This is a genomic window from Vibrio sp. 10N.222.51.C5 (assembly GCF_041474575.1).
GTDB lineage: Bacteria > Pseudomonadota > Gammaproteobacteria > Enterobacterales > Vibrionaceae > Vibrio > Vibrio crassostreae_C.
Window position 1 is genome coordinate 88,283 of the sequence record NZ_JBFRUJ010000059.1, and the last position, 25,483, is coordinate 113,765.

At 44.6% G+C, this 25,483-nt stretch carries 24 protein-coding genes; 15 read left to right on the plus strand and 9 right to left on the minus strand.

From position 1 onward, the window contains the following. Positions 1-97 precede the first annotated feature (97 nt). Genes sapA through AB4558_RS18560 form a run of 6 tightly spaced genes read left to right on the plus strand, consistent with a single transcriptional unit; the run spans position 98 to position 6,152 of the window. Positions 98-1,720, plus strand: coding sequence for an ABC transporter substrate-binding protein SapA (gene sapA / locus AB4558_RS18535; RefSeq protein ID WP_372073090.1), 1,623 nt, complete (start codon positions 98-100; stop codon positions 1,718-1,720). Beyond that, positions 1,720-2,682, plus strand: a complete 963-nt coding sequence (locus AB4558_RS18540; protein ID WP_017060307.1) for an ABC transporter permease subunit — start codon at positions 1,720-1,722, stop codon at positions 2,680-2,682. The genes sapA and AB4558_RS18540 overlap by 1 nt, the downstream gene beginning before the upstream one ends. Beyond that, positions 2,669-3,556 (plus strand): putrescine export ABC transporter permease SapC, encoded by an 888-nt coding sequence (gene sapC / locus AB4558_RS18545; RefSeq protein ID WP_017065331.1) that lies wholly within the window; start codon positions 2,669-2,671, stop codon positions 3,554-3,556. Before AB4558_RS18540 ends, sapC begins: the two co-directional genes overlap by 14 nt. Next, entirely contained in the window at positions 3,556-4,557 is a 1,002-nt protein-coding gene (locus AB4558_RS18550; protein WP_017060305.1) for an oligopeptide/dipeptide ABC transporter ATP-binding protein, read from the plus strand. Before sapC ends, AB4558_RS18550 begins: the two co-directional genes overlap by 1 nt. Then, positions 4,554-5,336, plus strand: coding sequence for an ATP-binding cassette domain-containing protein (locus AB4558_RS18555; protein ID WP_017060304.1), 783 nt, complete (start codon positions 4,554-4,556; stop codon positions 5,334-5,336). The genes AB4558_RS18550 and AB4558_RS18555 overlap by 4 nt, the downstream gene beginning before the upstream one ends. 36 nt (positions 5,337-5,372) lie before the next feature. Beyond that, complete coding sequence (locus AB4558_RS18560) at positions 5,373-6,152, plus strand: DUF2927 domain-containing protein (RefSeq protein WP_029235328.1); 780 nt, start codon at positions 5,373-5,375, stop codon at positions 6,150-6,152. A gap of 98 nt (positions 6,153-6,250) precedes the next feature. Here AB4558_RS18560 and AB4558_RS18565 read toward each other — a convergent pair whose 3' ends face one another. Together AB4558_RS18565 and AB4558_RS18570 are read right to left on the minus strand one after the other, a co-directional pair. Further along, positions 6,251-6,640: a DUF2750 domain-containing protein gene (locus tag AB4558_RS18565; protein WP_004734596.1), complete on the minus strand. Its 390-nt coding sequence runs from the start codon at positions 6,638-6,640 to the stop codon at positions 6,251-6,253. Positions 6,641-6,789: 149 nt separating this feature from the next. Next, positions 6,790-7,695 (minus strand): manganese-dependent inorganic pyrophosphatase, encoded by a 906-nt coding sequence (locus AB4558_RS18570; protein ID WP_017065328.1) that lies wholly within the window; start codon positions 7,693-7,695, stop codon positions 6,790-6,792. Positions 7,696-7,896: 201 nt separating this feature from the next. Between AB4558_RS18570 and AB4558_RS18575 the strand changes: the two genes are divergently transcribed. After that, complete coding sequence (locus tag AB4558_RS18575) at positions 7,897-9,111, plus strand: putative manganese transporter (RefSeq protein WP_372073094.1); 1,215 nt, start codon at positions 7,897-7,899, stop codon at positions 9,109-9,111. A 294-nt stretch (positions 9,112-9,405) separates the two neighbouring features. On the opposite strand, the gene torA is transcribed toward AB4558_RS18575, so the two are convergent. The 3 genes from torA to torE are packed head-to-tail and all read right to left on the minus strand — an operon-like array spanning position 9,406 to position 13,308. Next, complete coding sequence (torA, locus tag AB4558_RS18580; protein ID WP_017067667.1) at positions 9,406-11,868, minus strand: trimethylamine-N-oxide reductase TorA; 2,463 nt, start codon at positions 11,866-11,868, stop codon at positions 9,406-9,408. Between the two features lie 24 nt (positions 11,869-11,892). Continuing rightward, positions 11,893-13,074, minus strand: coding sequence for a pentaheme c-type cytochrome TorC (gene torC / locus AB4558_RS18585; RefSeq protein ID WP_017060299.1), 1,182 nt, complete (start codon positions 13,072-13,074; stop codon positions 11,893-11,895). 51 nt (positions 13,075-13,125) lie between these two features. Continuing rightward, entirely contained in the window at positions 13,126-13,308 is a 183-nt protein-coding gene (torE, locus tag AB4558_RS18590) for a trimethylamine N-oxide reductase system protein TorE (RefSeq protein ID WP_017060298.1), read from the minus strand. Positions 13,309-13,745: 437 nt separating this feature from the next. On the opposite strand from torE, the gene AB4558_RS18595 reads away from it, so the two are divergent. Beyond that, entirely contained in the window at positions 13,746-14,540 is a 795-nt protein-coding gene (locus tag AB4558_RS18595; RefSeq protein ID WP_050645084.1) for an ABC transporter permease, read from the plus strand. A 318-nt stretch (positions 14,541-14,858) separates the two neighbouring features. Here the strand turns inward: AB4558_RS18595 and focA are convergent, their stop codons facing one another. Next, complete coding sequence (gene focA, locus AB4558_RS18600; protein WP_017072124.1) at positions 14,859-15,701, minus strand: formate transporter FocA; 843 nt, start codon at positions 15,699-15,701, stop codon at positions 14,859-14,861. Positions 15,702-16,063: 362 nt separating this feature from the next. Beyond that, positions 16,064-17,371 carry an ATPase gene (locus tag AB4558_RS18605; RefSeq protein ID WP_372073096.1) on the minus strand — a complete coding sequence of 436 codons (1,308 nt, stop codon included), beginning with the start codon at positions 17,369-17,371 and terminating at the stop codon, positions 16,064-16,066. A 257-nt stretch (positions 17,372-17,628) separates the two neighbouring features. On the opposite strand from AB4558_RS18605, the gene AB4558_RS18610 reads away from it, so the two are divergent. From AB4558_RS18610 to AB4558_RS18620, 3 genes are all read left to right on the plus strand, one after another. Next, complete coding sequence (locus tag AB4558_RS18610) at positions 17,629-17,859, plus strand: TIGR02647 family protein (protein ID WP_017060280.1); 231 nt, start codon at positions 17,629-17,631, stop codon at positions 17,857-17,859. Between the two features lie 114 nt (positions 17,860-17,973). Continuing rightward, on the plus strand, positions 17,974-18,828 hold the full coding sequence (locus AB4558_RS18615; RefSeq protein ID WP_017060279.1) for an NAD(P)H-binding protein: 855 nt from the start codon (positions 17,974-17,976) through the stop codon (positions 18,826-18,828). Beyond that, positions 18,821-19,486 (plus strand): YdcF family protein, encoded by a 666-nt coding sequence (locus AB4558_RS18620; protein WP_032545711.1) that lies wholly within the window; start codon positions 18,821-18,823, stop codon positions 19,484-19,486. Before AB4558_RS18615 ends, AB4558_RS18620 begins: the two co-directional genes overlap by 8 nt. 149 nt (positions 19,487-19,635) lie before the next feature. Here the strand turns inward: AB4558_RS18620 and AB4558_RS18625 are convergent, their stop codons facing one another. Continuing rightward, a complete protein-coding gene (locus tag AB4558_RS18625; RefSeq protein WP_017060277.1) occupies positions 19,636-20,214 on the minus strand; it encodes a thymidine kinase in 579 nt (192 codons plus the stop codon). A gap of 98 nt (positions 20,215-20,312) precedes the next feature. Further along, the gene (gene cysS / locus AB4558_RS18630) at positions 20,313-21,698 is read right to left on the minus strand and encodes a cysteine--tRNA ligase (protein WP_372073098.1); all 1,386 of its coding nucleotides are present in this window, start codon (positions 21,696-21,698) and stop codon (positions 20,313-20,315) included. 365 nt (positions 21,699-22,063) lie between these two features. Here cysS and AB4558_RS18635 point away from each other — a divergent pair, with 365 nt between their 5' ends. From AB4558_RS18635 to AB4558_RS18650, 4 genes are all read left to right on the plus strand, one after another. Further along, positions 22,064-22,558 (plus strand): peptidylprolyl isomerase, encoded by a 495-nt coding sequence (locus tag AB4558_RS18635; RefSeq protein WP_017060275.1) that lies wholly within the window; start codon positions 22,064-22,066, stop codon positions 22,556-22,558. Between the two features lie 77 nt (positions 22,559-22,635). Continuing rightward, the gene (gene lpxH, locus AB4558_RS18640) at positions 22,636-23,370 is read left to right on the plus strand and encodes a UDP-2,3-diacylglucosamine diphosphatase (RefSeq protein WP_017060274.1); all 735 of its coding nucleotides are present in this window, start codon (positions 22,636-22,638) and stop codon (positions 23,368-23,370) included. Between the two features lie 123 nt (positions 23,371-23,493). Continuing rightward, positions 23,494-24,711 (plus strand): EAL and HDOD domain-containing protein, encoded by a 1,218-nt coding sequence (locus AB4558_RS18645; protein WP_029235542.1) that lies wholly within the window; start codon positions 23,494-23,496, stop codon positions 24,709-24,711. A gap of 136 nt (positions 24,712-24,847) precedes the next feature. Next, a complete protein-coding gene (locus AB4558_RS18650; protein ID WP_017060272.1) occupies positions 24,848-25,360 on the plus strand; it encodes a YchJ family protein in 513 nt (170 codons plus the stop codon). Positions 25,361-25,483: the final 123 nt, after the last annotated feature.

Sequence of the window (25,483 nt, forward strand, 5' to 3'; positions counted from 1 at the left end):
CACGCTTGATTATTATTTGGAGCCGAATAAATAAAATGTTAAATTGTCCGGATCTTGAGGCTCCTCTAACGCCTCGTTTCGAAAAGTATTTCTTTTTATGAAAGCACTAATAAGACTATCACTGAGCATCTGCACGTTGAGCTTTCTCGCTGGATGTGGTGAGAGTGTGAATCACGAGCAAATCCGTGAAAAAGGCTTCATTTATTGCGGCCAAGGTAATCCTAGTACCTTCAATCCACAGCTAGTTGATAGTGGCATTACCGCAGAATCGCTGAGCCCTCAAATCTTCGATACACTGCTCACTCTTGATCCGATGACGTACCGACCAAAACAGAACTTGGCGACAAGTTGGTCTGTTGATAAATCAGGTACAGAATACACGTTCAAACTGCGCCCAAATGTTGCGTTCCAAACCACAGACTGGTTCACCCCAACTCGTAGCATGAATGCACAAGATGTGGTGTTTAGCTTTGAACGTGTCATTGATAGTTCAAACCCATTTCATTATGTGGGTGGCGGCCTATACCCATGGTTTGCCGGAATCGACTTCAAAAACCTGATTGTCGATATCACCGCAGTTGATGACCTAACGGTGAAATTCCAATTAAGTCGCCCAGACAATTCGTTTCTCAACAATATCGCCACCAGCTATGCAGTCATTCACTCTAAGGAGTATGCCAATCAGCTCATTGCAGCGGATGAGAAAAATCGAATCGATTCCAATCCAGTCGGCACTGGCCCTTTCTACTTGGATGAATACCAAATCAACGACCTAGTGCGCTTGAAAAAGAACAAGCACTACTGGAAAGGTGAAGTACAAATGGACCAAGTTGTGTTCGATACTTCGCAACGTGGAACAGGCACACTTGCCAAGCTTCTGCGTAGTGAGTGTGACGTGCTCAACTCACCAATTTCTAGCCAAATCCCTATTATTCAGGCTCATGAAGAGTTGAAGATTTCTGCTACTCCGGCGGTTAATGTCTCTTTCATCGCGCTGAATACTGAGCACCCTGCACTGCGTGACTCTCGAGTTCGTAAAGCGCTCAACTTAGCCATCAATCGTCAGAACATTCTTGATTCTGTGTATTACGGTACGGGCACGAAAGCCTACACTCTCTTGCCACCGACCTCTTGGGCTTACCAAAAAGACAGCGTTCAAGTTCGCTATGACCGCAACTACGCAGTTGCGCTTCTCAAAGAAGCTGGCGTTGAACCTGGGTTAGAGCTTTCAATGTGGGTACCACTAGAGCCACGCGCATACAACCCAAGCCCAAGGAAAACGGCAGAATTAATCCAAGCAAATTTAGCTGATATTGGTATTGAATTGAAACTCTATACCGACGACCGATTTGATCGTACGCAGCTGTCATCAATTTCCTCAACAGACTTGTTGCTCACAGGTTGGATCGGCAATACGGGCGACCCAGACAATTTCTTACGTCCGCTTCTTTCATGTAGCTCAGAGCGCGCAGGATTAAACGTCTCTATGTGGTGTAATTCAGACTTTGATTTCCTTCTCGACTTAGCATTAGAGATCAATCAACAAAGGCACCGTGTGAACTTGTACCGACAAGCCCAAAACATTCTCAATGAAGAAGTTCCTGTGATTCCTTTAGCTCATGGCGTGCAATTTCGCGTGCACGATCGTTCGCTAACAGGCTTTAAAGCAAGTCCTTTCAATGCCCAACCTTTTGATCAAGTCAGAAGAGAGGTGCAGTAATGTTTTGGTATACATTAAGACGTGTAAACTTATTCGTTATTACGCTAGGAATTCTGACCTTGGTAGGTTTTTCCCTGCTTCGATTAGACCAAACCTCACCTTGGGCAATTCAAGATTTTTGGCCCGGTTGGATTAGCTATATCACTGAATTATCGACGCTAAACTTTGGCCTAAGCAAACACGGTGTGCCTATCATCGATGAGTTGGTCCTGGTGTTCCCTGCAACGCTAGAGCTGTGCTTCTTTGCCTTTGTGTTGGCACTCATCATCGGTATCCCTTTCGGCACCATTGCTGGTATGAGACAAGGTAAATTTGTTGATACCACCATATCGTTCACCTCAATGGCCGGTTACTCTGCGCCTATATTTTGGGTCGCGTTGCTGATGATCATGGTGTTTTCACTGCACTTTGAAATGTTCCCAGTTGGTGGCCGATACGACCTACTTTACGAGATTGAACACGTGACTGGATTCGCGATGATTGACGCCTTTTTTGCCGAGGGTCGCTACCGTGCGCACGCACTACAAAGTGTTATCGAGCACATGGCGTTGCCTTGTCTTGTTTTAGCACTGGCGCCAACGACTCAGGTCATCCGATTGATGAGAGCGTCAGTGGCTGAAGTAATGACGCAAAACTACATCCGCGCTGCGCGAATTAAAGGTCTTTCCACTAGAGAGATCATCACGCAGCACGTGCTAAGAAACGCGATACCTCCGATTATTCCTAAGGTCGGTGTTCAGCTATCGAGTATGTTAACGCTTGCTATTGTTACCGAGTCTATCTTTAACTGGCCGGGCATTGGCCGCTGGTTATTGGATGCCTTATCGAATCAAGATTACGTTTCAATTCAAGCTGGTGTAATTGTGGTGGCTACCTTAGTTTTGACCGCTAATATTCTGTCCGATCTACTGGGCGCGATGATCAATCCACTGGTAAGGAAGGAATGGTATGCTAACAAATAACGTCTACCAAGAAGAACAGATTCCAACCCAGTTCGAACGTTTCTGGCGCAGCTTCCGCAGCAATAATCTAGCTATGTTTGGCTTGTGGTGTTTGGTGCTTATCATTCTGGTCACCGTCACTTCACCGTGGCTAGCCCCGCATGATGCACAAGAACAAACCGGTCACCTATTAACGCCGCCCTCTTGGGATCCTGCGGGAACGGTAGAATACTTTTTGGGTACGGATGACTTAGGCAGAGATATTCTCTCTCGCCTAATAATTGGCTCTCAGTTAACCTTCGGCGCCGCGGTGGTGATTACCTTTATCGCAGCCGTCATTGGTTGTCTGATTGGCGTACTTGCTGGTATGACGCGCGGTTTACTATCAAGCACGCTAAACCACCTGCTTGATACTGTTATGTCGATTCCATCTCTTCTGCTGGCGATTATCTTCGTGGCATTCCTTGGCTTTGGGGAGTTTAATATCTTGCTCGCCTTGTGCTTGGCACTGATCCCGCGCTTTATACGCTCGGTGTACATTGCCGTGCATGCTGAAGTAGAAAAAGACTATATTCTGGCTTCTCGCCTTGATGGTGCGAACGATTTTTACCTGCTATGGAACTCAATCCTTCCGAACATCCTTACCGTGATCGCTCTTGAAGTTACGCTGGCACTGTCAGTCGCAATTCTTGATATCACGGCTTTAGGTTTCCTAGGGCTTGGCGCTCAAGCACCGAGTACCGAATGGGGCTCCATCTTGGGTGATTCGGTCGAGTTGATTTACCTTGCGCCATGGACAGTTACCCTACCCGGCTTAGCTATTATGTTTACAGTTATCGTGATTAACCTCGTCGGTGAAGGTGTTCGCCAAGCGCTAAATGCAGGAATCGAATAATGCCGTTACTTGATATTCGACATCTAACCATCGAGATTGAGACCCCTCAAGGGATGGTTAAAGCCGTAGATCGAATGAGTATTACCCTCAATGAAGGGGAAATTCGTGGCTTAGTAGGTGAATCAGGCTCAGGTAAGAGTTTGGTTGCAAAAGCGATCGTCGGAGTATGTAAAGAAAACTGGAAGGTTTCTGCAGACCGAATGCGCTTAGGTAATATCGACCTACTGCAACTGACGCCGAAAGAAAGACGCCGAGTGATCGCCCGCGATATCGCAATGATCTTCCAAGAGCCATCAACGTGTCTTGACCCTTCTGAAAAAGTAGGTAACCAGCTCGTTGAAGCGATCCCTTCCCATTCGTTTGAAGGTCGTTGGTGGCAACGATTTAAGTGGCGTAAGAAGCAAGCGATCGCATTACTACACAAAGTCGGCATCAAAGACCACTCTCGCCTAATGGACAGTTACTCTTATGAGCTGACAGATGGTGAGTGTCAAAAAGTCATGATCGCAATGGCGATCGCTGCCAAGCCAAAAGTCTTGATTGCTGACGAGCCAACCAACGATTTAGACCCAATTACACAGTCTCAAATATTGCGTCTTTTGAGTCGTATGAACCAGATCAATAACACCACCATCGTGTTGATCGGCCATGACTTAACCACCATTACCCAATGGGCGACTCGCATTACCGTGATGTACTGTGGTCAATCGGTAGAATCCGCTGATACACCGAAGCTGTTGGATGCACCAAAGCACCCGTACACCGTTGCTTTGTTAAAAGCGATGCCAGACTTTAACGACTGGATTCCCCACAAGGAGAAGCTCCAGTCTTTGCCGGGGTCAATTCCACCGCTGCAACATCTTCCTATTGGTTGTCGATTAGGGCCTCGCTGCCCATACGCACAAAGGCAGTGTGTCGAGATCCCACATACGAAACGTATCAAGAACCATAAGTTCAACTGTCACTTCCCTCTGAATATGGAGAAGAAAAAGAAATCATGAGTGCATTATTAGAAGTCAGTGATTTGTCTAAAGACTTTACGACTCGCTCTGGTCTTTTCCGTAAAAAGATTCATCAGGCGGTGAAGCCAGTTAGCTTTTCTCTTGAAGCAGGCCAGACAATTGGTTTTATCGGCCAGAATGGTTCTGGCAAATCAACATTAGCCAGAATGCTCGCAGGCATGGTGGAGCCAACCGCAGGCGAGATCCGCGTGAATGGCGAAAAGCTAGAGCACAAAGACTACTCGACTCGTTGTAAGCTGATTCGAATGATCTTCCAAGATCCGAATACGTCACTTAACCCGCGCATTCAGATCGGTCGAATTCTTGAAGGTCCATTAAAGCGAAACACCAACATGCCTCCAGAAGCTCGTATGCGTCGTGTGAAAGACACACTACTGCGCGTAGGCCTTCTACCGGAACATGCGTATTTCTACCCTCAGATGCTTGCTGCAGGCCAGAAACAAAGGGTTTGTTTGGCTCGTGCCTTAATACTTCAGCCATCCATCATTGTTGCTGATGAAGCTTTAAATGGTTTGGACATGGCAATGCGCTCGCAAATCATCAATCTGTTCTTAGAGTTACAAGAAGAGATGGGCGTATCGTTCGTTTATGTATCTCAACACCTCGGTATTGTTAAGCACATTACCGACAAGATTATTGTCATGCATGAAGGCAATGTGGTTGAGAGTGGGGAAACAGATCAAGTGCTAACCAATCCAACTCACCAAATCACCCAAAGATTGGTTGAGAGCCATTTCTCCAAAGCGCCGAACCACTAACCTGGAATCACGCTACATTTAGCAGAGGGGAAAAGTATGTATCGAACAGCTTCAATGCTTCCCCTCTTGTTGGTGCTGTTGTCCTTTAACGCGACAAGCACACCGCTCACATGGCTAGATAGAAGCTTCGTCGAAACTGCCTTTTATAACGTCGCGCTTCAACACGAATACTCCCAAGGCAACAAACCGCTCGCCAAGTGGAAACAACCGATCAAGATTTGGATCGATCATCGAGTGGGCGATGAGGAACTGCATCAAGAGATCACAGAGCTTCATATCAAACACTTATCTGAAGTCACCCAACATCCAATAACAATCGTCAGTAAAGAGTCCGAAGCGAACGTTAAATGGATATACACAAGGCAGAGCCAGTGGGTATCTGAGGCGAAATCGGTGCTCAAGCTCAAATCAACTCAACATTTAAATAGCGCCATCTGCACGGCGGGCTATAGAACCAATTCTAAAGGCGAGATTGTATACGCTGGGATTGTAATCCCGGTTGATCAGGCAAGATCGCGAGGTAAGCTGGTCGCCTGTATCGTGGAAGAGATCACACAAGTTCTAGGCCTGCCGAATGATTCAGATAAAGCCTACCCTTCTATTTTCAACGACCACACGCCAGAAGACTTATTATCGCCGTTAGACGTAGTGCTACTGCAATTGCTGTATGAACCAGAATTGAAAGCTGGAATGACAAAATCTGAAGTAAAACCTATCGTTCGAAAGATACTCAAGAGATACAGCAAAACAGGTGTGCTTCAGCAAGCTTCTAAAGCCGCACAGCAAGCGCCTTTGTATCAGTTGATTGGGTATTGACGAATATACGTTGGAAGTAACTTAGATGGGATAATTGAATGATAGCGCTGCCTAAGAAAGGCAACGCTGACTTACGATGTTACTGTATTACGAAAGAACTAGCGCTTAGCTGCCTGCTTTTTCAATTCGAAGTCGAACTCATCCGGGAACAAGATAACGCCTTCTTCTTGCTCGTTCGGGAAGACTACAACAGCAAGTTCGTCGTCTTCTAGACCGTTCGTCCAGCGACTGTGCCATTTGTTCAACGAAATAGACTCAGCTTTACACTCAGACCAATCACCCGTTGCCCATGATTCTGCGAACTCTTGGTTTGGCCATACTGGAACACAATCTTCATCTTCTGTGTTCAGCATTACACAACCGTGTTCATCGGTTAAGATCCATACTTCACGGTTTGCTACGATTTCTTTCACACAGTATTTCAGGCGTTGCTCGCCCGTATACTTGTTGATTTCAGCGATTTTTTTATCGTCTAGCTGTGTAGTCATCTTAATTTCCTACTTTAGTCAGTAACTTTGCTCTTAAAGCTATTTTATGCCGAGTGTTGTTAACTTCAAACATTATCGATGAAGAAGAAAGTCTACTTCAAAGAAAAACGCCTGCTAAATAAGCAGGCGTTTAATATTAAGCGACTTGATTAAACAAGCTCACCTTGTAGCCAAGGCCAGCCTTGCTTCTTACGGCTTAGTGTATTTTCCATCATTAATACGCCGCCTTTCTCGTGCTTAACCAATTTCTCAGCCCACTCACCTTTGTATAGAAGACGAGTTTGAGCAGTAGTGATATCTGTTAGCATTACCGCAGCGAACGCTAGACCGTCTTTCTCACAACGCTCTTCAAGATCAGCTTCTAGCGCTTCGATCATGCCGTCTACTTGCTCAAGAGTCGCAAGTTCAACTTGACCAACAACAACATCACGACCGTTGAATGGGTAGCCTTTAAGGTCTTTTTCTACTAGCTGTGCAGCAGATAGGCCTTCGATGTTTGTTTTTGCGATTAGAAGCGCTTTGATGAATGCATCAACGTCAGTTACGCCAGCAATTTCAGCAAGCTCAGCAACCGCGTCTTTGTCTTTTTGAGTACATGTTGGAGAAGCGAAACCCACTGTGTCTGAAAGAATTGCAGACATCATTAGTTTAGCGATTTGTTGAGAGATTGCGTGACCTTCAATCTTGAACATGTTGAAAAGTACAGTGTTTGTACAACCAACAGGCCAGATCCAAGCTTCCATTGGGTTTACTGTCATCACGTCGCCTAGACGGTGGTGATCAACAATACCTACGATCTCTGCATCAGCAACATCATCTGGTGCTTGTGCTAGATCTGAGTAGTCTACTAGCCAGATTTTCTCACCAGCAACAGAAGTACGAAGCTCTGGCTTTTCAGCACCAGCGACTTCTAGAATGTGTTGAGTTTCGCGGTTGATCTCGCCTTGGCGAATTGGTGTCGCTTCCTCGCCACGAGCCTTAAGAAGCTCAGTTGCAACTAACGCACTACAAATACTGTCACTATCAGGGTTTTTGTGACCAACAACTAAAATCATGTTTCTTCCTATTACACTAACAATTATGACTCTACCTTTAGAGCCTCTCTTTATTAGCCATACTTTACCTCATTTTTTTAGATTGGTCATGTTTCGTGGGTTTAGCCAATAGTAACAATAGATAAAAAAACAACAAATGCAATTGATAATTATTATCATTCGTATATATTTATCTTAAGCCACTAATTTTGAGTAACACCTATGGATCGACTAATCTCTTTTTTGCCAAGCAGTAGTGCTGCGAAAACAACTCAGTTTTCACTGTCCTTTAAGCGCCTGCTTTTGCCTGTCTCACTTGCAGCTTTGGTTGCAGCCCCAGCTACACGAGAGCTGACGGTGACTACTTTGTCAGACGCGTTTTGGGCTGTGTCTTGTTATGTTGCTTTAACCTTGGCTATTTACCACTGGTTAAGTCTGTACATAAACAAAGATAACGTCTTCAATAAGCTCGTCCATCAATCTCGTTCAAACCAAGTGGTATTCGCGGCTCTCATGGGCGCGTTGCCCGGCTGTGGCGGTGCGATAGTGGTAACCACACAATTTATCTCGGGAAAACTCGGATTTGGTGCGGTAGTTGCGGTGCTCGTCTCAACCATAGGTGACGCGGCGTTCCTGCTCATAGCGAGCGAGCCTAAGACAGGTTTAGCCATGATGGCGATGGGCGTGATTGTGGGTACTGCGTCAGGCCGAATCATTAACTTGTTTCACGCAGACGACTTCTTACGCCCAAAAAAAGCACAGAAAAATGAAGTGGTGAGCAGCTGTGCTTCTCAATCTCAAGACAAAGAATCGGTCTCTAAAAAAGCGATAAACCTGCAAGGTTACCTGTGGTCTGTACTGATTATTCCGGGTGCTGCCGTTGCCCTACTTGGCTCTTTTCAAGTCGATGTGAACGAGCTGCTCGCTTTGCCTGAAATGTCGATGGAATGGGCGGGGACAGTTTTGCTGATCAGCTCGATGTTTCTGTGGGGGCTAACCCGTGAAATTGAGGATTACAAATCAGCCGTGAGTGAGGACGAAAAGTGTATAGGCTCTCACCCATTGCAAAAGACCGCTCAAGATACAAACTTTGTCACCGCTTGGGTGGTGGTTGCCTTTCTTTTCTTTGAATTTGGCTCTGTGATAGCAAATGTTGATTTTGCGACGCTATTCTCAAGCTGGGGCATCATGCTCCCCCTGGCTGGCGTGTTGATGGGTTTGCTACCGGGCTGTGGACCGCAATTATTGGTCACTAGCTTATACCTTTCAGGCGCCCTGCCACTTTCGGCTCAGGTAGGTAACGCAATTTCAAATGATGGTGACGCGCTATTCCCTGCGATTGCGATGGCTCCCAAAGCGGCACTGGTCGCGACCTTATACTCTAGTGTGCCCGCACTAATCTGTGCTTATAGCTACTGGTTTATATTTGAGATCTAACTTGAGTAGAGTTAACTCCATAGGCTTCTGTAAGGTCGGTACTTTGTATCGGCCTTTTTGTTTCCGCCTGCTTAAGTCTTTCCACAGGTTCTTTTTACATTCCCTTCCTGCTTCACTGCTTCTACCACCTCTCTCAAACAGCGCGTTACAGCCTGTCTCAAAAACGCCCTCTATTAACCCTGTATAATGCTTATTTAGAAACACCAACACTGATATCAAAAATACAAAAAGCCCCTGTAAGAGTGCTTACAGGGGCTTTAATTCAAGCTTTAATCTTGGTTCTTAAGACAAGACTTAAGAAACTTCGATTGGACCACCGAATGAAGTTACTGGAGGCAGTTTGCCTTGGAACTTCTCGAAATCAACCAAACATGTGTTTGCTGACGTTGCTTGAGCAAGTTCAGACGTACCGATATCTTGAGTCAGTGTGTTTGGATCGCCGTATGTATCTAGCGCGCCCACTTTCTCGTTGATCGGACCGTACCAAGCACCTTCTTCGATACGAACAACACCAGGAGCGTAGCTATCCATTAGAACAGCACCTGCTAGTAGTTGACCACGGTCGTTAAACACACGTACTACATCGCCATCTTTGATGCCTTTCTTCTTAGCATCTACTGGGTTGATGTAGATTGGCTCACGGCCTTGTACCGCGTAAGTCGCACGCCACTCTTCAGATTCACACATCTGAGAGTGAAGACGCTTGTCTGGGTGACAAGATTGTAGCCAGTACGGGTGCTTGTCAGAGCCTGGACCACCGTGTGAACGTTCAGATTTCTCGAACCACATTGGGTGTTCTTGACAGTGCTCGTAACCCATGTTGCCAACAGTACGGCTTGTGATTTCGATGAAACCAGAAGGCGTGCCTAGTGCGTTGATCTCTGGATCTTCACGGAATGAAGCGTGACGAGTCCATGGCTTACCTTTGCCGAAGTCTAGGAAACCTTTCTCCCAGAACTCAGCAAACTCAGGCATTTCGAAGCTACCTTCGTTTGATGCGCGACATTCGTCGTACAGAGATTTAACCCACTGCATTTCGTCCATACCACGCGTGTAATCGTCGTAACGACCCCAACGCTTAGTTAGGCTAGACATGATCTCGAAGTCAGTCTTAGACTGGAACAGAGGATCCACTAGCTTGTGCATTGCGATCAAACCACGGCCAGAGTACGCGCCGTAACCATCGATATCGTTACGTTCCCACTGAGTACAAGCTGGAAGAACAATATCAGAGTGACGACAAGTTGCAGTCCAAGCGAAATCAACAGCCACTACAGTTTGTAGGCTCTTGAATGCTTTACGCATCTTGTTGCGATCTTGGTGGTGGTGCCACGGGTTGTTACCACTGAATACCATCATCTTGATGTCAGGCAGTGTCACTGTTGCGCCGTTTGCTTTGATCTTCTTACCTGGCTCTAACAGGCTATCTACCCAACGAGCAACAGGGATTACGCGGCTGTAACCGTTGTAATCAGTGTTAGTGTGCTTAGGCGATTGACCTTTGTCGATGTTCAGCGGGAATGAACCCGGAGCAGCGAAGCCAGTTGAAGATACACCGATACCAGAGTAGTGGTGACCGTAAGAGATACCACCGCCCGGAAGACCAATTTGGCCAACCATTGCTGCGATAACTGCACACATCCAGTAAGGCTGTTCACCGTGCTCTTGACGTTGGATACTCCAACCCACAAGAATCTGTGTACGACCGTTAACCAGCATCTTAGCGAAGTCACGAATAGAGTCCGCGCTTGCGCCACAGATAGCAGAAGCCCATTCTGGCGTCTTCTCAACTCTGTCTTTCGTTTCACCTTGAACGTACTTGATGAAATCTTCAAAACCTAGACAGTAAGTTTCGATGAACTTCTTGTCGTATAGGCCTTCGTTGTAAAGAACGTGAGCAACACCAAGCATGAACGCCACATCAGTTTGTGGGTTGATGTACATTTGCTCGTTTTCTAGGTAACGACCTGTTTTGTTTTTAACAGGGTCAACAGAAACAACGTTGATCTCTTTCTTAGCAACTTTTTCTTTCAGCTGTTCTAGGTATGCGAACGACTCGTGAGTCTCACATGTCCAACCTACTTGAAGGTTTTTAACTGGATCGTTACCCCAAAGAACAATGTTGTCACTGTTTTCTAGGATAAGTTCCCAAGATGTACCTTGTGCGTAAACTTCAGTAGAACCTAGCACGTAAGGCATGATCGTTTGACCAGCACCTGTTGAGTAGTCACCGATTTTCTTCACAGAGTAACCGTGAAGTGCCATTGCACGTTGCATGTGGTTAGTACAGCTATGGAACTGACCTGTTTGTCTCCAACCAGTTTGACCTGTGTGAAGCGCCCATGGACCGTAATCTTTCTGTACGCGCTCTAGCTCGCGGTAAACAAGGTCTAGTGCCTCATCCCAAGTCACACGAATAAAGCGGTTGTTACCACGCGTGTCTGCGCTGTACTTATGCTTCTTCAACCAATCTAGGCGAACCATTGGGTAACGCACACGTGATGGGCTGTAGATAATACCTTTAATACCTTTCAGCATCTCTGTTGGGTGCTGATCGATTTCTAGAGGTTTAATTTCTTGTACTTTACCCGCGTAAACGCGAGCTCGGAATGCACCCCAGTGAGAACCAGAGACTTTCCACGCGCCGTCTGTTTCTGCAGCAGATGCTGAAGCCGACGCCAATAAGCTTGGACCGATAACCGATGCCGCACTTGTCGTCGCGACACCTTTCAGAAAACTTCTTCTTGTAATTGCCATTGTGTTACTCCAATTGACGTCTTATTAGTGATGGCCTTCAGAAAAATCTGATGAGTGCTTCTGTAGATACTTAAGAACCAGTGCTTCTGTATCTGTATCGAAGTTAACGAATGCAATCATACCATCTAGCATGCCTACCCAACCGTTAGCGCTGAAGTGAGCTTCATCTGGCTGTGAGTGACACGTTGAACAGTTAGATTGGTACGCTTGACCCGCTGCGTTCCAGATTGGATCGAAGTTATCAACCATAGACTCTTTCTTCATCCAAAGTGCTAGGTTAACTTCTTCCCATGGAAGGCCAGTAAGCTCATCTTCTTTCTTCTCACCAACAGTGATAACGTCACTTTGAGATACTTCTTTCGTCAAGATTGCAGTTGAGATGTTCATACCGAAGTCTTCTTGGATTACACGTCCGAAGCCTTTCGCTTTACGCCAACCGTCGATTTGAATCTTGATCATGTCGCCTTTTTCGTCGATAACCGCAACTTTACTTGCAGGGCTTAATAGACCCGCTTCAACTTCAGCTGTTTCATCTGTGTACATTGGTAGGTGACGAATAGAGATCACGTCTGAACCATTTGCGTAAGATGTGCTGCTTGCTACGTTTTCTAGCTCGCCAACAATACCGCTCGCTGATGCCATATCTAATGGAAGGTTGTGAGCAATACCTTTGTGACAGTCAACACAGCTTTGATCACGCTCTGCCGCGTTCTTCATCTGGATACGCGCTGTTGGGCGCATGTTTTCGAAATCCATTGAATCGTAGTTGTGGCAGTTTTTACACTCTAGAGATTTGTTCGAAGAGAAGCGATCCCATTCGTGTTTAGCCAGTTCGATACGACGAGCTTCGAATTTCTCAGGCGTATCTAGGTCACCAAATACTTGAGCGAATACTTCTTTAGAAGCTTGCATCTTACGAGCGATTTTTGCTGTCCATTCATGTGGAACGTGACAGTCAGGACAAGTAGCACGTACACCAGAAGTGTTTTTCCAGTGAACCGTTTCTTGTAGTTCTACGTATACGTTGTCACGCATGGTGTGACAGCTTACACAGAATTCTTCTGTATTTGTGTGCTCTAGAGCTGTGTTAAAACCGCCCCAGAAAATAACACCGGCGATAAAGCCACCCATAGTTAGTACACCAAGACTGATGTGTACTGCTGGGCGAGTCATTGTGCGCCATAATTTAACTAAAAATGATTTCATGTTTAGCTCTCTTAAATATTGATTTTAAAAAATGTTGTTACTTAGAGGGCATTACATGCCGCCGTGAGCACCTGGAGGTCCGAATACAAACACTTGCAGTGCCCAAACTAGGAAGCCGTAACCGCCTACAAAAGCCACACTTAATATTGGGAAGAGAACCACCGCGATGAAGAGGAAAGACTTCCACTCCAGCGAATGTTTTTCGCTAGTTTCAATTTTATTAACATCACTCATACATTTTGCCTATTTTGTATTTAGTAATTTCGAGTAACCCATTCTATGGGGCTAAAGTTCTTAAGTATCTAACGACAAATTTTAGACCATACTCAAAGTAGGGTTCAATCAAATCTCCCGTTATAACCCTTGCTAATCAATACTTTTTTGAGCTCATCCAAAGTTGTTTTTAGTTAAACAAAGTTATTAAAAAGTATTAACAAATGTGAAGAATTAAGTATATTTCACAAATGTTAAATTCCAACACCTGCGCAACCGTATTGTAACCAATTTTAACGTTTTACCTACTAAGTAGTAGCCAAAAATGCCTCAAAAAACCAATATTTTGTGGTTTGATTGTTAAATTATTGAGTATTTTTTAAAGCAACGGCTGAGAAGCTGAAATGCATCATTTGGCACTTTCAGATATGATGGGGACCTACTTAAAAGGAAACATTATGCAAGACGTTATTGATATATCTTGGTGGCAGTTATTGTTCTTCAGCTCACTTCTCTTGCTACCCATTACCATCAACCACAAGTTAAAACTCGGCCTTGGCAAAGAGGCTTCTATCAGCATCATTCGTATGGTTATTCAGCTATTTCTGGTGGGACTTTACCTAGAATACTTGTTCACTTTGAATAGTTTGTGGGTCAATTTGCTGTGGTTATTTACTATGATTATCGTCGGTGCAAGCTCGATTGTTGAAAAATCTAGACTGCCAAGAAACCTACTTTTGGCTCCTGTCGCCGTTAGCCTTGCGGTAACTTGTGTACCTATTGTCTTGTTCATCTGCTTTTTCATCATTAAACCGACACCGGTTTTTAACGCGCAGTACCTTATCCCGATCGCAGGGATGTTATTGGGTAATAGCTTAAGCAGTAATATAGTGGCATTGCAGAACCTGTTTGGTGCCTTTGAAACACAGAAATCAGAATATGAAGCCGCAATCGCGTTAGGCGCGTCTCCTACTTATGCTGCTGCGCCTTTTGTACGTAATGCGATACAGAAAGCGATGTCCCCTATCATGGCCTCTATGGCAACCACAGGCCTAGTAACGCTGCCGGGAATGATGACGGGACAAATCTTAGGTGGTGCTTCGCCGATGATCGCGATTAAGTATCAACTGATGATCATGCTGGCAATTTTCGTGATGATGAGCTGCTCTCTAGCCCTTGCACTTCACCTCTCATTGAAGACATCTTTAACCAAAGAAGGGCGAGTTCTCGCTCAAATACAGCCTTCGAAATAACCTCCCTGCTCCACTTAGATCTGGTTACTCACTGAATTTGAGACAGGTTATCCACAGAAACTGTGGATAACCAAATCAATATAGATCCTTTTTTGTCCATTTCGACCCAAGGAAAGATCATCGCCTTCGATCTTTGGGTGATTTCAAAGACATATACACACATGGTAATCAGCGCTGTTGAATTTTCAGATGATCATTAGAGAGATGAAGAAGTAGGTTTTCCACAAATAAAAAACGGCCTGCAATGCAGGCCGTCTTGTAAATGTCATAAGTCAGTTCAGTGTTTCCACAGAGCGTTAACTCATCTCGTCAACTGAGTTAGTCACGTAGGTAGATCAACCAGTACCACATACCAACAAAGATACCGCCGCCAATGATGTTACCGATGGTAACGGGCAGCAAGTTGTTCATCAAAAAGTCCGCCATGTTCAGATCAACATAGTCCGCTGGGTTAGCGCCTGTCATTGTCCAAAATTCAGCCGAAGCAAATGTTTTAATGCCGATAGCTAAAGGGACTTGGAACATATTCGCAATACAGTGCTCGAAACCAGCTGATACGAACATCGCAACAGGTAAAATCATTACCGCGATTTTGTCGGTAAGTGTACGTCCACTAAACGTCATCCATACCGCGATACAAACCAATACATTACACATGATACCAAGCGCGATAGCTTGGATAAAATCATGGTGCATCTTGTGTTGGGAAATCGCCATTGCATTTAAACCAACCTGGCCATGGTCAAACATGTACTGTTTAGTCAGAAGCATACATGCCACCAGCAACAATGCGCCAATCAAGTTACCTACATAAACCGTAGCCCAGTTCTTGACGAGCGTGCGCCAAGTAATTTTACCACTTGCACGAGCAACAAGAGTAAGCACCGAACTGGTAAATAACTCACCACCGGTAACAACAACGAGAATTAAGCCCAGGCTAAATGCAAGGCCACCTAATAGGCGAGTAATACCCCAAGGCAAATCACCAGCACCGGTCGTTACGATGGTGTAGAACACAAACGCAATACCGATATGGATGCCAGCTGAAATCGCTAGGAGAAAAGATTTGATTGGATCTTTAGTTGCTTTACCTACGCCAATATCTGCAGCGCGCTCAGCCATTTGTGGCGGTAATAATGAGTCAAATTGGTTTAGATTCATGATGATTTACATTTTGAAACATGTCGTCGGGAGCGCGATAATCCTCTCTTTCATTTCTGAATTCAAGAGCTATTTTAAGCTCGAATTTCCTTCAACAACTAAGAAAACACCAAACCTTCAATGATATTGAAATTTCTTACGACTTTAGTAGTAAAAAGAAAACTCTGATGAATGAAAAACTACCAACGATAAAAACAACACATCTATAAATATCAACAAGTTACGTTAAAACCATAAGAATGACGTACACTATAGCCGTGTTTTGAGAGCTTTTCTTTTCAGATTTTGACATAGATCAACAGAACGTAAAAAAGCGCCCAGAGGCGCTTTTAAGTCAGTCACAAATAAAGACATTGGTTATGCTAAACCGAAGGTTCAATCACTTCTTCTGATGATAGTTCTAGAGCCGGGTTCTCTAGATTTGTTTCAATACTCGGCGAGATCGCATCAGAATCACTTTCGTTGGCCACTTTGCCACCTAAGCTTTTCAAACTATCCACTAACTCTTCTAAGCTTTTAATGTGAGCATCACTCTTGGTAATCTGCTCACCGAGCAACTCACTGTGCTTGGTTGCTTCAGACAGTTGCTGCGCTTGCTTCTGGTTTTCAGACTCCAGCTTAGCTAATTGCTCAGTCAAAGTTTTAATCTCTGACTTTAATGACGCCGTCATGTCTGAGCCTTTCAGCGCTTTAACACTCGCTACAATTTTTTGAGACTGAAGGCGCAATACAACATCACGGTGATCTTCATCATTAACCACTTGTGAAATGCTCAGCAACTGATTCTCTGCATTCAAAACCGATTGTTCGAACTTGTCGCCTTTTACACTCGCGAGCACTTTTACTTCATGAGCGACACTGCGCACGTGGTTTAATTCGAACTCCGCAGCGTGAACTGCGTCTTCAATGATAGACTTTTCACGGGGACTGGCTTTCACTTGGCTTTCTGCCAAAGCAATTTGAGATGCCGCTTTAGCAAACGTCAGTGGAACAACGTCATCGAAATCTTCATCTTCCAAGAACTCTAATTCGTTCTTCAAAGGTTCGATGTATTTCTTATGCGCCACTTTAACTTCTAGTAAGCGAGCATTGTTAAGAAATTCCACCTGCGCTTCTTGAGCGTCTTCAAGCTCATCGACCAGCACATACTCGAACAACTCGCTGTATTCTGAATACAAACGTTTGTAGCTCGAGGTAAACATGGTATCTGCGCCAAGAAACTTCAGGTAATCCATTTGGACAATCGAATCCGCGAGTACTCGATCAGCCTTCTTCTTTAACACTAAGATCGAGTCATAGTTTGATTTGATCAAAGCGATTTTTTCATCGAAGGCTTCAGCGTAAGTTAGGCTCGAAAAAATGGAGTAACTCTTGGTTATCCGAGTTTCGTCTTTAAGTAAGTCCGCATAAATGCTTTCAGCATCATCCCATGCGTCTAATAGTTCATTGTAATTCTCTGGTGCATAGAGAGACAATTGAGCATGGTCTTCAAGCTTAACTTCCCATTCGGAGTAAACGCTTTGGACAGACTGAAATGAACGGACCTCTATTGTCGATTCATTATTGTTGTTTGTGGTTTGGTTCGCGTCTGTCTGCTCTGAGGGTGTACTTTGACAACCTGAGATAGCAAATAGCATACTGATCGTTAATGCTACTTTGTTCGCTCTCACTTATGCATATCCTTTTTATACAATATTCGCTCAATGCAAATTATTTCTAGTCACAATATATTACAACCACTTAGCAATAAACATCACTGATGATTTAAGTGGGTGCAAATCACCCAATATAACCAAAATAAACTCATCACTCGATGATTAATCAATCAATTTGGTATCACTTATCAATTCTCTTTATTTGCTATTGCCTGAGCCGAGAATGCGCACTAAGGTGAAGGTAGAGAACGTTATGAATATATAGGTCAATTATGAAGTACAACGCTGAACATATTGCTGATTTAAACCTCCTTCTTCAATTTGATGTAAGTAGTGCAGCTACTGGAATTAAAGTCCATCAAGAGGCAGCTCAAGAAACTCAAGACGCTGTTAAGCGCCTATTCGAAAAAAACCTTTGTACTCAGCCAGACGGCGGTTACCTAACAGATGAAGGTATCGAGATGGCAGAGCGCGCAGACAAGCTTCTTCGCGTACTAAACTAAAGCTCCATTGTTCTAGTAAAAACTCCACTTGCTTCGGCCGTGGAGTTTTTTCATTTTTGGGCAAAGCTTTGTTAGGCTTATTGTAAATTCGTCATTTGCAGTTGTGAGGAACACATGGCTTCTATATTTATTGTCGGTGCAGGATGGGTAGGTGCACCTTTATCTGAACATTTAGAAAAACATGGTAACCGAGTAGTGGTCACGAAAACGACCCAAGCGGGAGCAGATGCCATTGGTAGCGAACAAATTCCATGTGAAGTGTTTAGCTTTGATTCATCCGATCCACAACAGACTATCGGGCGACTCTATTCATTGTTACTCGAAAACAACACTGAAATTGTGATTGGCAGCTTCCCTCCTGGCTTTAGAAAAGGAGCAGGACAAGAGTATGCCGACTACTGGCAGCAACTCACCAATGCATGCCAAAAGGCCAACATTAAAAAGCTCATTATGGTTAGTTCAACTACGGTATACCCAACTAAGCCGGGTGTGCTGAACGAGCTGGATGCATCACTCCCCCTTTCGACCTCAGATAACGAGCACGCGTCTTTATTTTCCGATAACGCACGAATCATGCTGCAAGCTGAACAGTCAGTGATTGATTCCGGTATCGACTACACCATTCTTCGCTTTAGTGGCTTAATCGGCCCAAGCCGTCACCCATCACGCTTCGCAAGCAAGTTAAAACAAGTCAGCACTCAAGCTCCAGCCAACATGCTGCACCTTGATGATGCAATTGGTGCTGTCGATTTCGCTATCAGTCAACTGCACAATGAAATAGTTAACGTGACCACACCAAATACAGTCAGTAAGGCGGAGTTTTATGCCGCGGCACTGAAAAGCGCCAACAGCAGTGAGCCTCTGCCCGCTGTTGTTGATACCCCAGACAAGTTAATCTCTTCGAAGAAGATTCTCGACTTAGGTTATTCATTTAAATTCGAATCCACACTGGACGCACTTCATGACTGAACAATCTATTGCTAACAAAAATCCCAACATAAAACTGCATCGCTCAGTCGACACCCTTTGGAACTTTATGTCGATGGGTCACAAGGTTACGCCTTCCGACTGTATCTTTGTATTGTGTAGCAACGATACTCGCGTAGCTGAATATGCAGCCGAGCTTTATCACCAACAGATCGCGCCTTACATCGTTTTTTCTGGCGGTGTGGGACGCTTTACCGAAAGAAGCTTTGAACGCTCAGAAGCAGAAACATTCGCTTCTATCGCACGAGATTGTGGCGTGCCTGACTCTGACATTATCATAGAGAAACACGCAACAAATACTGGGGAAAATGTACGATTCACTCATGAGTTGCTGACAGAAAAAGGGTTATCGCCGAAGAGGCTAACCTTAGTTCAGAAGCCCTTCATGGAGAAACGTACCTACGCAACCTTCAGTAAACAGTGGCCTGACGAAACTTCCGAGATTACCGTGACGTCGCGATGGCAAACTTGGGATGATTACTTTAACGAAGAGTTGCCGTTAGATATGGTGTTAGGCGCATTAATTGCTGATTACGAGCGAATCAAATCCTACCCAGAGAAAGGCTTTCAGATTGAGATGCCGATCCCCGACGACGTTGACCACGCCTATCAAGCATTGAAGAAGCTCGGTTTCGAATAAGCAAAAGTTAGACTTTGAACAAAGTAAAAGCTCGGCAGGAAATAAAACAAAAGCTCGGCTTGGAAGAAAGCAAAACACAGGCCCAATAAACAAAAACGGTGACACTTGGTCACCGTTTTTCGTTCTTTCGCGTTAGCAAATAGAGCTGCTTATTTACCTAACGCTTCTTTGTAGTGCAGACGGCAAACAGAAACGTATTTGTCGTTACCGCCAATAGCCACTTGGTCGCCCTCAGCAATCGCCACACCGTGCTCGTCGGTACGAATTACCATGTTCGCTTTACGGCCACAGTGACAAATTGTTTTAAGCTCAACAAGTTTATCTGCCCAAGACAGTAAGTAACGGCTACCTTCAAACAGTTCACCCAGGAAATCGGTACGTAGGCCGTAACAAAGTACAGGGATGTGCAGCTTATCAACCACTTCTGTTAATTGGTACACCTGCTCCTTCGATAAAAATTGGCACTCATCGATCAAAACACAATGACGCTTTTCTTCCTCATTGAGCTTTTTGATCGCATCAAACATGTTGGTGTCATTTTTAAACAGCTGAGCTTCAGATTGCAGACCAATTCGTGAGCTCACTTTACCGATACCATAGCGATCGTCCAAAGCTGCCGTAAAGATCACTGGCGTCATGCCACGTTCTTGGTAGTTGAATGAAGATTGAAGAAGCGTTGTTGATTTACCCGCATTCATTGCCGAGTAATAAAAATACATCTGAGCCACAGAAATATTCCTGTTAATTAAAAGTTGAAGATAGAAAAGGTGAAAATAGAGAATTCGTGCTAGAAAAAAGGGCTGAAAATCAGCCCTTTTTATAAGATTTACTTACGACGCCAAGTCGTGCCTTCTGGGCCATCTTCCAGAACAATACCCAACTCGTTTAGCTTATCACGTGCAAGGTCGGCATTTGCCCAATCCTTTGAAGCACGAGAGTCGTTACGCAGTTTGATCAACGCTTCGATTTCAGCCACTTCGTCGTCGTTACCTGCCGCATCACCTTGTAGGAAGGCTTCTGGCTCTTGGTGAAGAATACCGATGATGTCTGCTAGTTCACGCATCAATGCACCCAGTCCGCTTGCTTTTTCAATGCTTTCAGGCTTGATACGGTTGATTTCACGAGCCATTTCAAACAGTACTGAATAAGCTTCAGGTGTGTTGAAATCATCGTTCATCGCTGTAGAGAATCGAGTCACGTACTCTTCGCCACCGGCAGGAGCGGCTGTAAGGTCTAGGCCACGAAGTGACGTGTATAGACGCTCTAGTGATGCGCGAGCTTGGTTTAGGTTATCTTCGCTGTAGTTTAGCTGGCTACGGTAGTGACCAGACATTAGGAAGTAACGTACTGTTTCAGCATCGTAATGTGCTAGCACGTCACGGATAGTGAAGAAGTTACCTAGTGACTTAGACATCTTCTCTTTGTCTACCATCACCATACCACTGTGCATCCAAGTATTTACATACTGAGTGCCGTGCGCGCAGCAAGACTGTGCGATTTCGTTTTCGTGGTGAGGGAACTGCAGATCTGAACCACCACCGTGGATATCGAAGTGGTTACCAAGAATAGACGAGTTCATTGCTGAACATTCGATGTGCCAACCTGGACGACCCGGGCCCCATGGCGATTCCCATGTAGGTTCACCTGGCTTAGACATCTTCCAAAGAACGAAGTCTAGTGGGCTGCGTTTTGCAGATTCAACATCAACGCGAGCACCCGCTTGAAGCTGATCAAGGTCTTGCTTTGAAAGCTTACCGTATTCGTCGAATTTCTTTACTTCAAACATCACGTCGCCGTTGCTTGCAACGTATGCGAAACCACGTTCAATCAGCTTTTCAACAAGCTCGATGATTTCAGTGATGTATTCTGTCGCACGAGGCTCAACATCTGGACGCTTCATGTTCAATGCATCAAAGTCAGCGTGCATCTCACCGATTAAACGCTCAGTCAGAGAGTCACAAGACTCACCGTTTTCGTTAGCGCGTTTGATGATTTTGTCATCGATATCTGTGATGTTACGAGCGAAATTCAAATCGTAACCAAGGTAACGAAGGTAACGAGTTACTACGTCGAAAGAAACGAACGTACGACCATGACCAATATGACAGAGATCGTATATGGTTACCCCACAGACATACATGCCGACTTTGCCAGCTGTAATTGGTTTGAATTCCTCTTTCTGTCTTGTGAGCGTGTTATATATCTTCAGCATGATCTCTATCTATTTTATGGATTAATCAAAATAAGCTCGCAGTATAACAAGTCATACCTTAATAGGTAATCCCTAAAAGCAGGAATTATACCAATCACGGTAAGTAGATGGTCATAAATAGCGCAGAAAAAATGCTTGAGAACAAGGAAGCTCTTTTCGACAAAAAGTTTCGATAAGTAGTTATTCTACATTCAAAATTTCTAACGACGTTATCAAGTGTTTTAACAAGCTAGGATGGCCAGTTATTTACTACGATTGGTATTACCTCAAACATCCGAGTTAAGTTAATGATTTGGTGATTTGAAAGTCTGCCAACATGCGCTAGAATTCGAACTTCATATTAAAAAGACAGTAAGGTAACAATCATGATCATCCTTCACACAAATTTTGGTGATATCAAAGTTCAACTTAACGAAGAAAAAGCACCAGAAACAAGCGCAAACTTTCTACAGTATTGCCGTGACGGTTTCTACGACAACACACTATTCCACCGTGTTATCGATGGTTTCATGATTCAAGGCGGCGGCATGACTTCTGGCCTTAAAGAAAAGGCAACTCGTGCAACGATCAAGAACGAAGCAAACAACGGTCTAGCGAACAAAGTTGGTACGCTAGCAATGGCTCGTACTATGGAACCGCATTCAGCGAGCTCTCAGTTCTTCATCAACGTTAACGACAACTCTTTCCTAAACTTCCGTAGCGAAAGCCTAGACGGTTGGGGCTACTGTGTATTCGCAGAAGTTGTTGAAGGCATGGACATCGTAAACAAGATTAAAGGTGTTAGCACTGGTTCTATGGGTATGCACCAAGATGTACCTCTAGAAGAAGTGATCATCACTGGTACTACAATCGAAGCTTAATTCATCGCTTTCGGTTAGTATTGATGAGCCGATAAAATCAGGATATAGGGAGCGAATCGCTCCCTTTTTTTAGACCTATGAAAACATATTTTATATCAGATCTGCACCTTTCTCCGTCACGAGAAGACATCACAGACTGCTTCTTAACCTTTATGAAGAAAGAAGCCGTAGAAGCGGATGCACTTTACGTATTAGGTGACCTTTTCGAATTCTGGATTGGTGACGATGATAAGAGTGAATTCGCGACTTCTATCCGCCAAGCGTTTATCGACTTAGTGAAAACAGGCGTGCCTTGTTACTTTACTCAAGGGAACCGCGACTTCTTAGTCGGCAAAAAATTTGCTAAGCAAACGGGCGTACAACTTCTCGACGAAGTTTCTACGATCGATATCTACGGGCAAAAAGCGGTAGTATTGCATGGAGATACCCTATGTACTGAAGATGTAAAGTACCTCGCCTTTCGCGAAAAAGTGCATCAGCCATGGTTACAATGGGTCTTCAACCGAATTCCATTTTTCATCAAGAAGAAAATTGTTTCAAAGGTTCAATCAGATATCAAAGATGACAAGCAGACCAAGTCTCTCGACATCATGGATGTGACACAGCAAGAAGTCGAAGATGTGATGGAACGAAACAATGTCGATCTGATGATCCACGGCCATACTCACCGCCCAGACATCCATACATTTAATGCTAACAATTGCACTAAAACCCGTATCGTACTTGGCGATTGGTATACGCAAGGCTCAGTGCTGGTGTTCACGCCGCAAAGTTTTGAACTACAGAATCGAGCGTTTAGCAATAGCTTTTAACATCACGCTTAAACTTTCACTTTGATTATTATTGTCGGTCAGACTTTCTTAGAAAGTGTATGGTAATTTCTAGTGAATTAGCTATTATCTCTCTACCAGAAATAAACCGAACACAGTACCAAGTTGAAATATTCATACGTAGCGCGTCAACCAATACTCGACACAGGCAAGAAAACCATAGGTTACGAGTTGCTATTCAGGGATGGTCCTAAGAACACTTTCCCTGAAGTAGAGCCGGAGCTCGCTACTAGCCGTTTGCTTTCCGATCACTTCTTATCGACCCACTATAATACGTTGGGTGATAAGCTTGGGTTCGTGAACTTCCCATATGCAAGCCTAATCAACTTAGTCCCTACTCTGTTCCCCAAAGAAAGCCTCGTTGTTGAGGTTCTTGAAGACTGCGAACCAACAGACGAATTACTTGAAGCAATCAAAACCATCTTTGACGCGGGTTATACCATTGCGCTAGACGACTTTGTGCCAAGTAAAGCTTGGAAGCGCTTCTTACCCTACGTTTCAATTATCAAGTTCGATATCCGTTTGACGCCAATTGCCAAAGCAGCGATGTTTATGAACTCTCTCAAAGGGCTAGATATCAAGTTCCTTGCTGAGAAAGTAGAAACGTACGAAGAATACCAAGAAGCGAAAAAAGCAGGCTTCACCTACTTTCAAGGTTATTTCTTTAGCAAGCCAGAGATGATCCAAACGCGTGCGCTCAACCCGGCATTCCTGACGACCGTTCAGCTGTTAAAAGAGATTGCGCACGACCCTATCGACTTTGGTGAAGTAGAGCGTTTGATTACGCTCGATGTGACCATGTCGTATAAGCTACTTACCTACGTAAACTCCGCTGGCGGTTCACCAACAACGATTCGTTCATTCCGCCAAGCGCTTATTTACCTTGGTGAACAGAAACTGCGTAAGTTCGTTTCACTGGTGGCTATCGCATCCGCGAAAGAAGATAAGCCGGACTCACTTTATGGCTTAGCGGTAATACGCGCACGTCAGTGTGAACTCTTGGTTGAGAAGATGAATGTTAAGGTTGAGCCTGGACAAGCCTTTTTGACCGGTATGTTCTCTCTGTTGGACTCACTCTTTGACCAACCATTGAAACAAGTACTCGATTCAGTGCCGATCGACATCGAGATCAAACAAGCCTTGATTCAACGTAAAGGCGTGTTAGGTGCTGTATTGGCGATGGTGGTTGCGTATGAGCAAGCTCGTTGGGAAGAAGCGACTCGTATTCGCCAGCTTCTCAAACTGAGTGAAGCTCAACTTGGTCAAGCTTATGACGAAGCGACGACTTGGGCTCAAGAGCTATTGTCTCCAGCCTTGAAATAGTAAACTTCGCGCTAACACTTTGATAATTTCAATAACTTCAACAGAAACCAAACTTTGGTGAGCGATCGTTTCTTGGTAAACTCCCACGCATTCACTTATGGCCTCTTAATAGAGGCCATTTTTACAGGATCTGACTATGTCTTTATGCCCATGCGGTAGCAAAAATACTTACCAACAGTGCTGTGAATCAGCGCACCTTCACCACAGTGCTGTTGAAACGCCTGAACAGTTGATGCGCTCTCGTTATTCAGCGCACGTGTTGGGTTTAGTTGACTATGTTGTTGCGACTTACCACCCTAGCTGCAACGCAGAAGCGCAAAGAGAAGGTATTGCCGAATCTATCAACAGTGATTGGGCAGGACTAGAAGTCATCGATACTGCGGTAGGCTCGCACCAAGACGAAGGCTTTGTTGAGTTTAAAGCTTACTTCAATGAAGAAGGCGCGCAATACTGCATGCAAGAACGCTCTCGCTTTATACGTGAAGACGGTCTTTGGTACTACATTGATGGTACCTTCCCAGAGCAGGAACAAACTACACAACCAGAAATTGACCCACGCTTAAATCAAACCGTTGAGAGCTTTAAAATCGGCCGTAATGATCCGTGTATTTGTGGCAGTGGTAAGAAATACAAGAAGTGCTGCGGGTAACTCGTTCGACTAAGAAGTCAGATTAAGAGAAGAGATTCCTGATGTCGCTTAGGCTCCTCGGAATGACGCAAAGTCAGAGGTTAGAAAAGTGACGTAGGGCTTAGAAATCTTGAAATCTTGAAA

Bases quoted from the DNA above. Each gene is read 5' to 3' on its own strand.
- sapA (WP_372073090.1), top strand. From the start codon at position 98: ATGAAAGCACTAATAAGACTATCACTGAGCATCTGCACGTTGAGCTTT.
- AB4558_RS18540 (WP_017060307.1), top strand. From the start codon at position 1,720: ATGTTTTGGTATACATTAAGACGTGTAAACTTATTCGTTATTACGCTA.
- sapC (WP_017065331.1), top strand. From the start codon at position 2,669: ATGCTAACAAATAACGTCTACCAAGAAGAACAGATTCCAACCCAGTTC.
- AB4558_RS18550 (WP_017060305.1), top strand. From the start codon at position 3,556: ATGCCGTTACTTGATATTCGACATCTAACCATCGAGATTGAGACCCCT.
- AB4558_RS18555 (WP_017060304.1), top strand. From the start codon at position 4,554: ATGAGTGCATTATTAGAAGTCAGTGATTTGTCTAAAGACTTTACGACT.
- AB4558_RS18560 (WP_029235328.1), top strand. From the start codon at position 5,373: ATGTATCGAACAGCTTCAATGCTTCCCCTCTTGTTGGTGCTGTTGTCC.
- AB4558_RS18565 (WP_004734596.1), bottom strand. From the start codon at position 6,640: ATGACTACACAGCTAGACGATAAAAAAATCGCTGAAATCAACAAGTAT.
- AB4558_RS18570 (WP_017065328.1), bottom strand. From the start codon at position 7,695: ATGATTTTAGTTGTTGGTCACAAAAACCCTGATAGTGACAGTATTTGT.
- AB4558_RS18575 (WP_372073094.1), top strand. From the start codon at position 7,897: ATGGATCGACTAATCTCTTTTTTGCCAAGCAGTAGTGCTGCGAAAACA.
- torA (WP_017067667.1), bottom strand. From the start codon at position 11,868: ATGGCAATTACAAGAAGAAGTTTTCTGAAAGGTGTCGCGACGACAAGT.
- torC (WP_017060299.1), bottom strand. From the start codon at position 13,074: ATGAAATCATTTTTAGTTAAATTATGGCGCACAATGACTCGCCCAGCA.
- torE (WP_017060298.1), bottom strand. From the start codon at position 13,308: ATGAGTGATGTTAATAAAATTGAAACTAGCGAAAAACATTCGCTGGAG.
- AB4558_RS18595 (WP_050645084.1), top strand. From the start codon at position 13,746: ATGCAAGACGTTATTGATATATCTTGGTGGCAGTTATTGTTCTTCAGC.
- focA (WP_017072124.1), bottom strand. From the start codon at position 15,701: ATGAATCTAAACCAATTTGACTCATTATTACCGCCACAAATGGCTGAG.
- AB4558_RS18610 (WP_017060280.1), top strand. From the start codon at position 17,629: ATGAAGTACAACGCTGAACATATTGCTGATTTAAACCTCCTTCTTCAA.
- AB4558_RS18615 (WP_017060279.1), top strand. From the start codon at position 17,974: ATGGCTTCTATATTTATTGTCGGTGCAGGATGGGTAGGTGCACCTTTA.
- AB4558_RS18620 (WP_032545711.1), top strand. From the start codon at position 18,821: ATGACTGAACAATCTATTGCTAACAAAAATCCCAACATAAAACTGCAT.
- cysS (WP_372073098.1), bottom strand. From the start codon at position 21,698: ATGCTGAAGATATATAACACGCTCACAAGACAGAAAGAGGAATTCAAA.
- AB4558_RS18635 (WP_017060275.1), top strand. From the start codon at position 22,064: ATGATCATCCTTCACACAAATTTTGGTGATATCAAAGTTCAACTTAAC.
- lpxH (WP_017060274.1), top strand. From the start codon at position 22,636: ATGAAAACATATTTTATATCAGATCTGCACCTTTCTCCGTCACGAGAA.
- AB4558_RS18650 (WP_017060272.1), top strand. From the start codon at position 24,848: ATGTCTTTATGCCCATGCGGTAGCAAAAATACTTACCAACAGTGCTGT.